Genomic DNA, 15,557 nt, shown 5'->3' on the forward strand with positions numbered 1-15,557 from the left:
CCTGCCTTCCGGGTACCAGCGCAATCCTGCGAATACATGGATTGTTCCAGGCGGGGCCCGGGACGGCCCCATGACAGGTTGCTTGCTGGAAGAATAATCTCGACCCCGTGAATCAGACCCACCTCGCGTCTCTCCCGGGAGAGCGGCGCAGGGGGGCAACCCGGCAAATGAAGCAGGTCGGAGTTCTCGTGAAAGCCACCACCGGCCTGGGGTGGCGTTCGCGCGCGATGGCGTTCCCGAGTGCGGAGTTCTTGAGATGAGCAACGAGCTGTCGAAGCGGATCGCGAACCTCTCACTGGAAAAGCGCGCCGAGCTCTTGAAGAAGATGGCCGCGCAGAAGCCCGCGGGCAACGTCGTGCGTGGGCTCATCCCGCTCCAGGACCGTACGCGCCCGCTGCCGCTGTCCTTCGCGCAGCAGCGGCTGTGGTTCATCGACCAGCTCACTCCGGGCAGCCCCCTGTACAACGTGCCCGTGGCGGTGCGCCTGGAAGGTCCGCTGAAGGTGGACCTGCTGGAGCGCGCGCTGCGCGAGGTGGTGCGCCGACACGAGGTGCTGCGCACCACCTTCCGCGAGGGCGAAGCCGGGCCCGTGCAGGTGATCTCCCCGGAGCCGGTGCTCACGCTGGAGCGGCGCGAGCTCACCGGCGCGGCGCCGGACGAGCTCTGGCGCCTGGCGCGCGAGGCGGCGGCCCGGCCCTTCGACCTCGCCCGGGGTCCGCTGCTGCGCGCCCTGCTGCTGACGTCCGGCCCGAACGAACACCTGCTCGTGGTGGTGCTGCACCACAGCGTCTCCGACGGCTGGTCGATGACGCTGCTGGTGCGCGAGGTGGCGCTGCTCTACGGCGCGTTCGCTCGCGGCGTGCCCGCGGCCCTGCCAGAGCTGGGCGTGCAGTACGCCGACTTCGGCGTGTGGCAGCGCGAGTGGCTCCAGGGCCCGCACCTGGAGAAGCAACTCGGTTACTGGAAGCAGCAGCTGGCCGGAGTGCCCTCCGCGCTGGAGCTGCCCACCGACCATCCCCGCCCGGCGGTCCGCAGGGGGCGAGGGGCCCGGCACGACGTGCTCCTGTCGCGCGAGTTGATGGATGCGCTGAAGGCGCTGGCGCAGCAAGAAGGCGCCTCGCTCTTCATGGTGCTGCTGACAGGCTGGCAGGTGCTGCTGTCCCGGTACGCGGGCCAGGAGGATGTGACGGTGGGCTCGCCGATGGCGGGTCGGACGCGCGGCGAGGTGGAGGGGCTCATCGGCCTCTTCGTCAACACGCAGGTGCTGCGCACGCAGGTGGAGGGCAGCGCGTCCTTCCGCGCGCTCCTGCGCCAGGTGCGGGAGATGGTGCTGGGGGCCCAGGAGCACCAGGAGCTGCCCTTCGAGCGACTCGTGGAGGAGCTGCGCCCGGAGCGCACCCAGGGGCGCACGCCGCTCTTCCAGGTCATGCTCACGCTCCAGGCATCCTTCCGTGGCGCGTCCACCGTGGAGGGTGTGAAGCTGGAGGCGCTGGAGCTGGACACGCACACGGCGAAGTTCGACCTGACGCTCCAGGTGCTGGAGACGGAGCACGGCCTCAAGGGCTTCCTCGAGTACGACACCGACCTCTTCACCGCGCCCACCGTGGCGCGCATGACGGAGCACCTGCGCGTGCTGCTGGAGGGGGCCGTCGCCCGTCCACAGGAGGCGGTGTCGCGGCTGCCGCTGCTCACCGACGCCGAGCGCCAGCAGGTGCTGTCCGACTGGCAGCCTCCCCGCCCAACCCCGCTGCCGTGGGGCTCGCAGCACGGCGCCTTCGAGGCCCAGGCGGACCTCACACCGGACGCGGTCGCCGCCGTCTTCGGGGAGCAGTCGCTCACGTACGCGCACCTGGAGGCGCGGGCCTCGCGGCTGGCGCGGCACCTGCGCCGCCTGGGCGTGGGGACCGAGGTGCGCGTGGGCCTGTGCGTGGAGCGCTCGCTCGACATGCTGGTGGCGGTGCTCGCCGTGTTGAAGGCCGGGGGCACCTACGTGCCGTTGGATCCGGCGTTCCCGGCGGATCGCCTCGCGTACATGGTGGAGAGCAGCGGCATGCCGGTGCTGGTGTCGCAGCGCTCGCTGTCGTCCGTCCTGCCCCCGCACTCCGCCCGCGTGGTGCTGCTGGACGGGGACGCGGAGGCCATCGCGGCGGAGGACGGCTCGCCGCTGCGCGACGCCGTGATGCCGGAGGCCGTGGCCTACGTGCTGTACACGTCCGGCTCCACCGGCCGCCCCAAGGGCGTGCAGGTGCCGCACGGCGCGGTGGCGCGCTTCCTCGCCGCCCTGCGGGAGACGACGGGGCTGTCCGCGAAGGACGTGCTGGTGGCCGTCACCACGTTGTCGTTCGACATCGCGGTGCTGGAGCTGTTCCTGCCGCTGTCGGTGGGAGGCCAGGTCGTCATCGCATCGCGCGACATCGCGGTGGACGGCGCGAGGCTCGCGGGCCTGCTCCAGCAGCGGGGCGCCACGGTGCTCCAGGCCACGCCTGGCACCTGGCGGCTCCTGCTGGAGGCGGGCTGGGAGGACCGGGGGCTGACGGCGCTCATCGGCGGCGAGGCCCTGCCGCGCGAGCTGGCCGAGGCGCTGCTCCCGCGCTGCGGCGTGCTGTGGAACGTGTACGGCCCCACGGAGACGACGGTGTGGTCCACCGCGCACGCGGTGCGCACGGGCACGGGCAGCGTGCCCATTGGCCGTCCCATCTCCGGCACCCGGGTGTACGTGCTGGACAGCGGGCTGCACCCGGTGCCGCGCGGCGTGCCGGGCGAGCTGTTCATCGGCGGCGAGGGCGTCACGCGCGGCTACCTCCACCGGGCGGATCAAACGGCGGAGCGCTTCCTCCCGGACGCCTACGGTAGCGTGCCGGGCGGCCGCGTGTACCGCACCGGCGACCGCGTGCGCTGGGCCGCGAGCGGGGTGCTGGAATACCTCCACCGCGTCGACACCCAGGTGAAGCTGCGCGGCTACCGCATCGAGCTGGGTGAAATTGAAGCGGTGCTGGGGCAGGCGCCGGGGGTGCGCGACGCGATCGTGATGGTGCGGGGCAGCGCGGCCGACGCGCGACTCGTGGGCTACGTGGTGCCCCGGTCCGGTCAGACGCTGGAGGCCCAGGCCCTGCGGACGCTCATGAAGGAGCGGCTGCCCGACTACATGGTGCCGTCCGCGCTGGTGGTGCTGGACGCGATGCCGCTGACGCCCAACGGGAAGGTGGACCGCAAGGCCCTGCCCTCCCCGGACGCGGCCACCGAGGCGGCGCGCGAGTTCGTCGCCCCCCGCACGCCGCTGGAGCAGCAGGTCGCGGAGCTCTACGCCTCGCTGTTGAAGGTGCCGCGCGTGGGCGCCACCGACGGTTTCTTCGAGCTGGGTGGACACTCGCTGCTCGCCACGCGGCTGACGTCACGCCTGCGCGCGGCGCTCCAGGTGGACCTGCCGCTGCAGGTGCTGTTCGAAGCGCCCACGGTGGAGGCGCTCGCGGCGCGCATCGCGGCGGCGAGCCAGGATCCGCGCGTCGCCGCGCCACCGCCCATCGTGCCGGTGCCGCGCACGCAGAAGCTGCCCACGTCCCTGGCGCAGCAGCGGATGTGGCTCCTGGAGCAGTTCGCGCCCGGCTCCGCGGCGTACAACATGCCGTTCTCGCTGCGGCTGACAGGAGCGCTGAGCCTGGAGGCCCTGCGGCGCGCGCTGGAGGTGGTGGTGCACCGGCACGAGGTGCTGCGCACGACCTTCCAGGCGGACGTGAACGAGCCCGTGCAGCGCATCGCACCGCCCGCGCCGCTGATGCTGTCGGTGGTGGACCTGCGCGCCCTCTCCCCGGAGCAGCGCGAGGCCGAGGTGAAGCGCCGCACCGAGGTGGAGGTGCGGCACCCGTTCGACCTGGCCGCGGGGCCGCTCCTGCGCGCGTCGGCGTTGGTGCTGGACACGCATGAGCACCTGGTGCTGCTCACGATCCACCACACCGTCTTCGACGGCTGGTCCATGAGCGTCCTGATGCGCGAGCTGTCGGCGGCCTACGGGGCCTTCGTCGCGGGGGCGCAGCCCGTCCTGCCGGTGCTGCCGTTCCAGTACGCGGACTTCGCCGCGTGGCAGCGCCAGTGGCTGTCGGGCGAGGAGCTGGAGCGACAGCTCGCCTGGTGGCGCCAGCAGTTCGAAGGAGCACCGCCAGCGCTGGAGCTGCCCACGGACCGTCCGCGCGTGCCGCGCGACGCGCGTCCGGGCACCCTGTTGCCGGTCGCGCTGCCGCTGGAGCTGACCCGGGCCGTGGAGGCGTTCTGCGTGCGCGAGGGCATCACGCCCTTCATGTTCCTGCTCGCCGCGTTCCAGGCGCTGCTCGGACGCTACTCGGGCCAGGACGACGTGAGCGTCGGCACCGCCGTGGCGGGCCGCGACGATGCGGAGCTGGAGGGGCTGCTGGGCCTGTTCATCAACACGCTCGTGCTCCGCACGCGGTTGGACGGCGAGCCCACCGTCCGGGAGCTGCTGGTTCGCGTTCGCAAGACGGCGCTGGGCGCGCTCGCCCACCCGCACCTGCCCTTCGAACGACTCCAGCCGATGCGCGACCTGCGCCAGTCGCCGATGTTCAGCGTGGAGTTCCTCATGCAGAACATCCCGGCGGTGGACCTCTCGCTGGCGGGCGTGAAGGTGCAGCTGGAGGAGCGCATGGGCGCGTCCGCCAAGTTCGACCTGACGCTCTCCCTCAGCCGGAGCGAGCAGGGCTTCACGGGCGAGCTGGAGTACGCCACCGACCTCTTCGACACCTCCACCGTCACGCGGATGATGCGGCACCTGCGACTGCTCGTGGAGGGCTTCGTGGCCACGCCGGACCGCCGCGTGTCCTCGCTGCCGCTGCTCGCGGGGGATGAGCGGCAGCAGGTGCTCGTGGAATGGAATGCGACGCGCGTGCCCCTCCCAGAGGCGTGCATGCACTCGCTCTTCGAAGCCCAGGCGCTCCGCGCGCCGGACGCGCTGGCCGTGGTGGCCCCGGGAGCAGCGGCGCTGACGTACGGCGAGCTGGACACGCAGGCGAACCAGCTGGCGCACCACCTGCGAAGCCGGGGTGTGGGCCCCGAGGTGCTGGTGGGCGTGTGCCTGGAGCGCACGCCGCGCCTGCTGGTGGCGCTGCTGGGCATCCTCAAGGCGGGCGGCGCGTATGTGCCCCTGGACCCGTCCTACCCGGCGGACCGGCTGGCATTGATGGTGTCCGAGTCGCGCATGTCGCTGCTGCTGACGCAGCAGTCGCTGGAGGGCACGGTGGAGGCCCCGGGCCTGCCGCGCTACCTGCTGGACGTGGAAGGCCCCGCACGCGCGGGCCTGTCCATCGAGGCCCCGGCCCAGACGGCGCGGCCGGAGAACCTGGCGTACGTCGTCTTCACCTCGGGTTCGACGGGCAAGCCCAAGGGCGTGATGGTGTCGCACCGCAGCTGGACGAATGCGTACCTGGGCTGGGAGCGAAGCTATGCGCTGAAGGAGGCATGCCGAAGCCACCTGCAGATGGCGAGCTTCTCCTTCGACGTCTTCGGCGGCGACCTGTCCCGAGCCCTGGGCTCGGGCGCGAAGCTGGTGCTGTGCCCGCGCGAGTGGCTGCTGGAGCCCCCGAAGCTGCACGCATTGATGGAAGCGGAGGCCGTCGACTGCGCGGAGTTCGTCCCGGCGGTGCTGCGAGGCCTGTTGCAACACCTGGAGGAGACGGGCCAGCGACTGGAGGCGATGAAGGTGCTCATCGCGGGCTCGGATGCCTGGTACGTGAATGAGTACCGGCGGATCCGGGAGGTGATTGGCGCGAAGACGCGCCTCATCAACTCCTACGGCATCAGCGAAACCACCATCGACAGCACGTGGTTTGAAAGCGACGCACTGCAGGCGGGAGACAACCGGCTGGTGCCGATTGGGAAGCCCTTCGCGAACGTGCGGATGTACGTGCTGGACGCGGCGCTCCAGCCCGTTCCGGCGGGCGTGCCGAGCGAGCTGTACATTGGCGGCGAGGGCGTGACGCGCGGCTACTGCCACCGTCCGGAGTTGACGGCGGAGCGCTTCGTGCCCGACCCGTACGGGGCACCGGGCGCGCGGCTGTACCGCTCCGGGGACAGGGCGCGGTACCTGGCGGACGGGAACATCGAATTCCTGGGCCGCGCGGACACGCAGGTGAAGCTGCGCGGCTTCCGGGTGGAGCTGGGCGAAATCGAGTCGGTGCTGGGCAAGCACCCCGCGGTGCGCACGGCGGTGGTGCTGCTGAAAGAGAACCCGCGCCGCCTCATCGCGTACGTGGTGGCACCGGAGGGCACGCCCCACGTGCAGCTGCGTGACTTCCTGCGCGAGCGAATGCCGGAGTACATGGTGCCGGCCGCCTTCGTGGTGCTGGACGCGCTGCCCCTGACGCCGAACGGGAAGGTGGACCGCAAGGCCCTGCCGACGCCGGACGGCGCGCAGGAGACGGCGCACTACGTGGCCCCGCGCACGCCGACGGAGGAGTTGCTGGCCCAGGTGTGGGCGCAGGTGCTGGGCGTGGCGCGGGTGGGAGTGGAGGACAACTTCTTCGACCTGGGTGGCCACTCACTCCTGGCGATGCAGGCGACGTCGCGGGTGCGGAGCGCCTTCGATGTGGAGCTGCCCCTGCGCGCGCTGTTCGAGGCGCCCACCATCTCCAAGCTCGCCGTGTTGTTGCAGCAGGCCAGCGCCGCGACGCGACTGCCGCCCCTGACCCGGACACGGACGGAGGGCCCCCAGCCCCTGTCCTTCGCGCAGCAGCGCCTGTGGTTCCTTGATCAACTCGTACCGGATGACGCGTCGTACAACCTCCCCGTCGCGCTGCGCCTCACCGGGCGCCTGGACGTGGAGGCCTTGCGCCGAGCCTTCGAAGCGCTCGTCCAGCGTCATGAGGCCCTGCGCACCACCTTCTTCGAGCACGAGGGCCAGCCGCTTCAGCGCATCCACGCGCCGGCAGCGTGGGCCCTGCCCGTTGAAGACCTGTCCGCGCTGGACGTGACTGCGAGCGAAGCGGAGACGCTGCGCCTTGCCACCCGCGAGGCCCGCCAGCCCTTCCACCTCGTGCACGGGCCGCTGCTGCGCACCTCGTTGCTGCGACTCTCGGAGGAGATGCACGTCCTGCTGGTGACGATGCACCACATCGTCTCCGACGGCTGGTCCATGGGCGTGCTCGTGAAGGAGCTGGCCGCGAGCTACGCGGCCTTCAGCGAGGGCAAGGCGCCTTCCCTGGCTCCGCTGGCCGTGCAGTACGCGGACTTCGCCGCGTGGCAGCGCCAGTGGTTGCAGGGAGAAGTGCTGGAGACGCAGCTGGGCTACTGGAAGCACCAGCTCTCCGGAGCACCTTCCGCGCTGGAGCTGCCCATGGACCGTCCGCGTCCGCCCGTGCAGTCCCGGCGCGGTGCCACGGTGCCGGTGAACATCCCCTCGGCGCTCACCGAATCCCTACGGGGCCTTGCCCAGCGCGAGGGCGCGACGCCCTTCATGCTGCTGCTCTCCGCGTTCCAGTTGCTGCTGTCACGCTACGCGGGCCAGGATGACGTCTCCGTGGGCTCGCCCATCGCGGGACGTACGCACGCGGAGGCCGAAGGCCTCATCGGCTTCTTCGTCAACACGCTGGTGCTGCGAGCGCGCCTCAAGCCCGAGGACTCGTTCCGCAAGTTGCTCGCCCAGGTGCGCGGTACCGCGCTCGCGGCCTATGAGCACCAGCACGTCCCCTTCGAGAAGCTGGTGGAGGTCCTCCAGCCCTCGCGCGACTTGAGCCTCAGCCCGCTCTTCCAGGTGATGTTCGTCCTGCAGAACGCGCCCGCTGAATCCTTGCGCGTCCCGGGACTCTCCTTTGAAACGGTTCCCCTGGAAGGCAACTCCGCGCGCTTCGACCTGGCGCTGACGCTCTTCGAGGTGCCCCAGGGCCTCACGGGATTCCTGGAGTACAGCAGCGATCTCTTCGACGCCGCCACCGTCCAGCGGCTGATGAGCCACTACGGCGTCCTGCTGGAGGCCATCGCCGCGCGGCCGGATGCAGCCATCTCCGCCCTGCCCCTGCTGGGGGCCGAAGAGCGTCAGCGCCTGCTGGTGGAGTGGAACGACACCACGGTGGAGAGCCCCACGACTGTCCCCGTCCACGTCCACTTCGCGAACCAGGCCCACCGCACGCCCGACGCCGTGGCCCTCGTCCTGGGTAACACCCCCATGACGTACGCCCAGCTCGACGCCCGCGCCAATCAACTGGCCCATCACCTGCGCGCACTCGGCATCACGCCTGGCGCCCGCGTCGGTCTCGCCGTCGAGCGCTCCTTCGAGCTCGTGGTCGCGATTCTCGCCATCCTCAAGGCCGGTGCCGCCTTCGTCCCGGTGGACCGCAACGCCCCCGTGGAGCGCATCGCCGCGCTCCTGGAGGACGCCGACGTCGAGGTGGTCCTCACGCACCAGCCCTTCGCCCCACTGCTGCCTGCCACCGGCACCCGCGTCTGGCTGGACGCACAGCAGGACATCCTCTCCGCGCTGCCCACGCACGCGCCGGACGTGCACGTGGACGGAGAAGCGCTCGCCTACGTCATGTTCACCTCGGGCAGCACCGGCCGCCCCAAGGGCGTCTGCGTGCCCCACCGGGGCATCACCCGACTGGTGCTCGGCAGCACCTTCATGCGCTTCGGACCTGATGAGGTCGTGAGCCAGATCGCTCCCGTCGCCTTCGACGCCTCCACGCTCGAAATCTGGGGCGCGCTGCTCCACGGCGCGAAGCTCATCCTTGCTCCGCCGCATGCCCTCTCCCTGGAAGAGTTGGCCGCGCTGGTGAGGCAGCACCGCGTGACGACGTTGTGGATGACGACCGCGCTCTTCGAGCAGATGGCCCTTCACCAGGCCGAAGCCCTGGCTGCGGTGCCGCAGGTCCTCACCGGCGGCGAGGTCATGCCCTGGGCACGCATGCGCGCGCACTTGCCCCGTCTCCCCTTGGGCTCCACGGTGGTGCATGCCTATGGCCCCACGGAGAACACGACGTTCTCCACCACGTTGCCCCTGCACCGTGACTCCGTGGTGGACGGCCCGGTGTCCATCGGCCGACCCATCTCCAACGCCACGGCGTACGTCCTGGATGCGCACCTGCGCCCGGTGCCCGTGGGCGTCGCGGGCGAGGTGTACGTCGGCGGCACCGGCCTCGCCTGGGGCTACCTCCACCGGCCCGAGCTCACGGCGGAGCGCTTCGTCCCCCACCCGTTCGCCACGACGCCCGGCGAGCGGCTCTACCGCACGGGCGACAAGGCCCGCTGGTGGGAGGATGGCACGCTCGACTTCCAGGGCCGCGTCGACTTCCAGGTGAAGGTGCGGGGCTTCCGCATCGAGCTGGGTGAAATCGAAACCTCCCTGCGCGCCGCCGCTGGCGTCAACGAGGCCGTCGTCGTCGCCCGTGGAAGCGACGGGGACAAGCGCCTCGTCGGCTACGTCACCGCGCTCGAAAGCCACACGCTCGACGTCGACGTCCTCAAGGCGGGCCTCAAGCAGCACCTGCCTGAGTACATGGTGCCCTCCGTGCTGATGGTGCTGGAGGCGCTGCCCCTCAACGCCAACGGCAAGGTGGACCGCAAGGCCCTGCCCGAGCCGGGAGACGCTCCGCGCACCTCTGCCTTCGTCGCACCACGCACCGCCACCGAGGAGAAGCTCGCCGCATGCTTCTCCGAGGTGCTCCGCGTGGAGCGCGTCGGCATCCACGATGACTTCTTCGCGCTCGGTGGCCACTCCCTGCTGGCCACGCAGCTCGTCTCACGCGTGCGCAGCGCAGTGGGGGTGGAGCTGCCGCTGCGTGCCCTCTTCGAAGCGCCCACCGTCGCCGCGCTCGCCGCGCGCCTCCAGTCCCACGCCCCCAGCCTCCGCCTGCCTCCACTCACCCGGGCCCGCACGGAGGGCGCCCCGCCGCTGTCCTTCGCGCAGCAGCGCCTCTGGCTATTGGATCAGCTCAACCCCGGCGACGTCTCGTACAACATCCCCACGGCCCTGCGGCTGACGGGACGCGTGGACGTGGAGTCCCTGCGTCGCGCTTTCGAAGCCCTGGTCGCACGGCACGAGACCCTGCGCACCACCCTCGTCCAGCATCAGGGCCAGCCTGCGCAGCGCATCCATGCGCCCATGGCGTGGGCCCTGCCTCTCACCGACGTGTCCTCCCTACCGGAAGCCCAGCGGGAAGCAGAGGCTCGAAACTTCGCGAACCAGGAGGCGCAGCGCGCTTTCGACCTGGAAGCAGGCCCGCTCCTGCGCACCTCGCTGGTTCGGTTGAGCGAAGAGGAGCACCTGCTGCTGGTGACGATGCACCACATCGTCTCCGACGGTTGGTCCATGGGCGTGCTCGTCCGGGAGCTGACCGCGCTGTACGCGGCCTTCCAGACGGGCCAGGAGCCCGCCCTCGCGCCGCTGCCCGTGCAGTACGCCGACTTCACGGTCTGGCAGCGCGAGTGGCTCCAGGGCGAGACGCTGGAGGCGCAGATGGGCTTCTGGAAGAAGCAGCTCTCCGGAGTGCCCGCCGCGCTGGAGCTGCTCACCGACCGCCCGCGTCCCCCCATCCAGTCGCATCGAGGGGCGACGACGCCCGTGCGGCTCTCGCTGCCTGTCTCCGAGGCCCTCAAGGCCCTGGCCCAGCGTGAAGGCGCGACGCCCTTCATGACGCTGCTCGCGGGCTTCCAGGTGCTCCTGTCCCGTTACTCCGGGCAGGACGACATCTCCGTGGGATCACCCATCGCGGGACGTACGCAGGCCGAGACGGAGGGCCTCATCGGCTTCTTCGTCAACACGCTCGTGCTGCGCACGCGGCTGTCACCGGAAGCTTCGTTCCAGCAGGTGCTGGCCCAGGTGCGAGGCACCACGCTCGCTGCCTATGAGCACCAGCACGTCCCCTTCGAGAAGCTGGTGGAGGTCCTCCAGCCCTCGCGCGACTTGAGCCTCAGCCCGCTCTTCCAGGTGATGTTCGTCCTGCAGAACGCGCCCGCTGAAGCCTTGCGCGTCCCGGGACTCGCCTTCCAGCAAGTGCCCGCCGAGACACGCTCGGCCAAGTTTGATCTCACCCTGATGTTTCAGGACTCGCCGCAAGGCTTCGTCGGAAACCTGGAGTACAGCACGGCGCTGTTCGAGCGGAGCACGGTGGAGCGAATGACCGCCCACCTGCACACGTTGCTGGAGGCCATGGTCGCAGCACCCGAGCAGCCCGTGGCGAAGCTGCCCCTGCTGGGGACCGAAGAGCGTCAGCGCCTGCTGGTGGAGTGGAACGACACCACGGTGGAGAGCCCCACGACTGTCCCCGTCCATCTCCACTTCGCGCGTCAGGCGCAGCAGACTCCCGACGCCGTGGCCCTCGTCCTGGGTAACACCCCCATGACGTACGCCCAGCTCGACGCCCGCGCCAATCAACTGGCCCATCACCTGCGCGCACTCGGCATCACGCCTGGCGCCCGCGTCGGTCTCGCCGTCGAGCGCTCCTTCGAGCTCGTGGTCGCGATTCTCGCCATCCTCAAGGCCGGTGCCGCCTTCGTCCCGGTGGACCGCAACGCCCCCGTGGAGCGCATCGCCGCGCTCCTGGAGGATGCCGACGTCGAGGTGGTGCTCACCCACCAGCCCTTCGCGCCCCTGCTGCCCGCCACCGGCACCCGCGTCTGGCTGGACGCACAGCAGGACATCCTCTCCGCGCTGCCCACGCACGCGCCGGACGTGCACGTGGACGGAGAAGCGCTCGCCTACGTCATGTTCACCTCGGGCAGCACCGGCCGCCCCAAGGGCGTCTGCGTGCCCCACCGGGGCATCACCCGACTGGTGCTCGGCAGCACCTTCATGCGCTTCGGGCCTGATGAGGTCGTGAGCCAGATCGCTCCTGTTGCCTTCGACGCCTCCACGCTCGAAATCTGGGGCGCGCTGCTCCACGGCGCGAAGCTCGTCCTCGCGCCGCCGCATGCCCTCTCCCTGGAAGAGTTGGCCGCGCTGTTGCGCCAGCACCGCGTGACGACGTTGTGGATGACGACCGCGCTCTTCGAGCAGATGGCCCTGCACCAGGCCGAAGCCCTGGCCGCGGTGCCGCAGGTCCTCACCGGCGGCGAGGTCATGCCCTGGGCACGCATGCGCGCGCACCTGCCCCGTCTCCCCTTGGGCTCCACGGTGGTGCATGCCTATGGCCCCACGGAGAACACGACGTTCTCCACCACGTTGCCCCTGCACCGTGACTCGGTGGTGGACGGCCCGGTGTCCATCGGCCGACCCATCTCCAACGCCACGGCGTACGTCCTGGATGCGCACCTGCGCCCGGTGCCCGTGGGCGTCGCGGGCGAGGTGTACGTCGGCGGCACCGGCCTCGCCTGGGGCTACCTCCACCGCCCCGACCTCACCGCGGAGCGCTTCATTCCGCACCCCTTCGCCACGACGCCCGGCGAGCGGCTCTACCGCACGGGCGACAAGGCCCGCTGGTGGGAGGACGGCACGCTCGACTTCCAGGGCCGCGTCGACTTCCAGGTGAAGGTGCGGGGCTTCCGCATCGAGCTGGGTGAAATCGAAACCTCCCTGCGCGCCGCCGCTGGCGTCAACGAGGCCGTCGTCGTCGCCCGTGGAAGCGACGGGGACAAGCGCCTCGTCGGCTACGTCACCGCGCTTGAAGGCCACACGCTCGACGTCGACGTCCTCAAGGCGGGCCTCAAGCAGCACCTGCCTGAGTACATGGTGCCCTCCGTGCTGATGGTGCTGGAGGCGCTGCCCCTCAACGCCAACGGCAAGGTGGACCGCAAGGCCCTGCCCGAGCCGGGAGACGCTCCACGCGCCTCTGCCTTCGTCGCACCACGCACCGCCACCGAGGAGAAGCTGGCCGCATGCTTCTCCGAGGTGCTGCGCGTGGAGCGCGTCGGCATCCACGATGACTTCTTCGCGCTCGGCGGGCACTCGCTGCTGGCCACGCAGCTCGTCTCGCGCATGCGCGCGGCCTTCGGCGTGGAGTTCCCCCTGCGAGCCCTCTTCGAGGCGCCCACGGTGGAAGCGCTCGCGAAGCGGCTCGACGGGGCTCAGCGCACGCCGCACCAGGCACCGCCGCTGCGGCCCACCTCGCGCGGGGACGTCATTCCGCTCTCCTTCGCGCAGCAGCGTCTGTGGCTGTTGGATCAGCTCCTGCCCGGGGACGCGTCCTACAACCTGCCCACCGCGCTCCAGCTCACCGGCCAGCTGGATCTGGAGGCCCTGCGCCAGGCCTTCGAGGCCCTCGTCCAGCGCCACGAGGCCCTGCGCACCACCTTCCACGAGCACCTGGGCCAGCCCCTGCAGCGCATCCAGGCCCCAGGGGGCTGGGCGCTGCCGCTCGTGGACCTCTCCGCCCTGCCCGACGCGAGGCGGGAGGAGGAAGCCCGACGTCTGGCGGACGAAGAGGCACGCCGTCCGTTCCTTCTCGCCACGGGCCCGCTGCTGCGCAGCATGTTGGTGCGGCTGGATGAAGAGACGCACCTGCTGCTGGTGACGATGCACCACATCGTCTCCGACGGCTGGTCCATCGGTGTGCTCGTCCGCGAGCTGACCGCCTTCTACGCGGCCTTCAGCACGGGCAGCATGCCGACCCTCACGCCGCTGCCCGTGCAGTACGCGGACTTCTCGGCGTGGCAGCGCGAGTGGCTCCAGGGTGAAGCGCTGGAGGCGCAGATGGGCTACTGGAAGGAGCAGCTCACGGGTGCGCCCGCCGCGTTGGAGCTGCCCACGGACCGTCCGCGTCCGCCCGCGCAGTCGCACCGGGGCGCCACGGTGGACGTGCGCATCCCCACGGAGGTCTCCGACGCCCTCAAGGCCCTCTCCCAGCGTGAAGGCGCGACGCCCTTCATGACGCTGCTCGCGGCGTTCCAGGTGCTCCTGTCTCGCTACACCGCGCAGGACGACATCAGCGTGGGTTCGCCCATCGCGGGACGTACGCAGGCGGAGACGGAGGGCCTCATCGGCTTCTTCGTCAACACGCTCGTGTTCCGCTCCCGATTGAACCCACGGAGCACGTTCCGCGAGTTGCTGGCCCAGGTGCGAGGCACCACGCTCGCGGCCTACGAGCACCAGCACCTGCCCTTCGAGAAGCTCGTCGAAGCCCTGCAGCCCACGCGCGACCTGAGCCGTGGACCGCTCTTCCAGGCGATGTTCAGCATGCAGAACACGCCTTCTGAAGGACTGCGCCTGCCGGGCCTGTCGTTCCAGGCGCTCCCGCTGGAAGTGCACTTCGCCAAGTTCGATCTCACCCTGGCGCTGCGCGAGGCGCCGACGGGATTCGTTGGCTCGCTGGAGTACGCGACGGACCTCTTCGATGCCTCGACCGTCGAGCGCATGGCCCGCCACCTGGGCGTGCTGCTGGAGGCCATCGCGACGAAACCGGACACCCGCCTCGCGGACCTGCCGCTGCTCACCGACGCGGAACGCCAGCAGCTTCTCGTCGAATGGAACCCGCGCACGGCGGAGACGGCGCGCGAGCCCAGCATTGCCGCGATGGTGGAGGCACAGGTGCGCCGCACGCCCGATGCCGTGGCGGTCATCACTCCGGAGCGACGCCTGACGTACCGGGAGGTGAACGCACGGGCCAATCAACTCGCGCACCGACTGCGGGGCCTCGGTGTGGGGCCCGAAGTGCGCGTGGGCCTCTGCGTGGAACGCACGGAGGACCTCGTCATTGGAGCCCTCGGTATCCTCAAGGCCGGTGGTGCCTATGTGCCACTGGACCCCAGCTACCCGCGTGAGCGCCTGGGCTGGCTGTTGGAAGATGCTCAGGGTCCCGCGCTGGTGGCGCACTCGCACCTTCTGCCTTCGTTGCCGGAGCATTCCGCCATGCCGGTGTGCCTGGACACGGACGCGGAGCTGGCACGTCAGCCCACCACGGCCCCCGCCGTGGACGTGCTCCCCGGCCATCTCGCGTACCTCATCTACACCTCGGGCAGCACCGGCCGTCCGAAGGGCGTCGCCATCACCCAGGCCAATGCCGTGGCCTTCCTGCACTGGGCCCTGGAGACCTATGCGCCGGAGGAGTTGAAGGGCGTCCTCGCCGCGACGAGCCTCAACTTCGACCTCTCGGTGTTCGAGTTGTTCGCCCCGCTCTCCAGCGGAGGCGCGGTGGTGGTGGCACGCAATGCCTTGCACCTGGCGGAGCTGTCCACCGCGTCGGTGGTGACGCTCATCAACACCGTGCCCTCCGCCATGGCTCAACTCGTGCGCCTGGGCGCGGTGCCGGTGGGAGTGCGTGTCATCAACCTCGCGGGCGAAGCGCTGCCGGACACGTTGGCGAAGCAGGTGTACGGCCTGCCCTCCGTGCGCAAGCTCTACAACCTCTACGGCCCGTCCGAGGACACGACGTACTCCACGGGCTCGCTGGTGGGGCGCGAGGAAGCGCCGCTCATCGGCCGGCCCCTGCCTGCGACGCGCGCCTACGTCCTCGACGCTGCCTTGCAGCCCGTGCCCGTAGGTGTCGCCGGTGAGCTGTACCTCGCGGGTGAAGGCCAGGCGCGCGGCTACCTGCTGCGGCCGGACCTCACCGCGGAGCGTTTCGTCCCGGAGCCCCATGGTCCTCCGGGTGGCCGCATGTACCGCACCGGCGACCGCGTCCGGTACCGCG

The 15,557-nt window shown here is 70.7% G+C and carries 1 protein-coding gene; it reads left to right on the top strand.

The window, feature by feature from the left end; all coding sequences use genetic code 11:
• Positions 1–256: 256 nt before the first annotated feature.
• A partial coding sequence (locus D7X12_RS15660) for a non-ribosomal peptide synthetase (RefSeq protein WP_120626077.1) occupies positions 257–15,557 on the top strand: 15,301 nt, incomplete at its 3' end.

This window comes from Corallococcus sicarius (assembly GCF_003611735.1).
Taxonomy (GTDB): domain Bacteria; phylum Myxococcota; class Myxococcia; order Myxococcales; family Myxococcaceae; genus Corallococcus; species Corallococcus sicarius.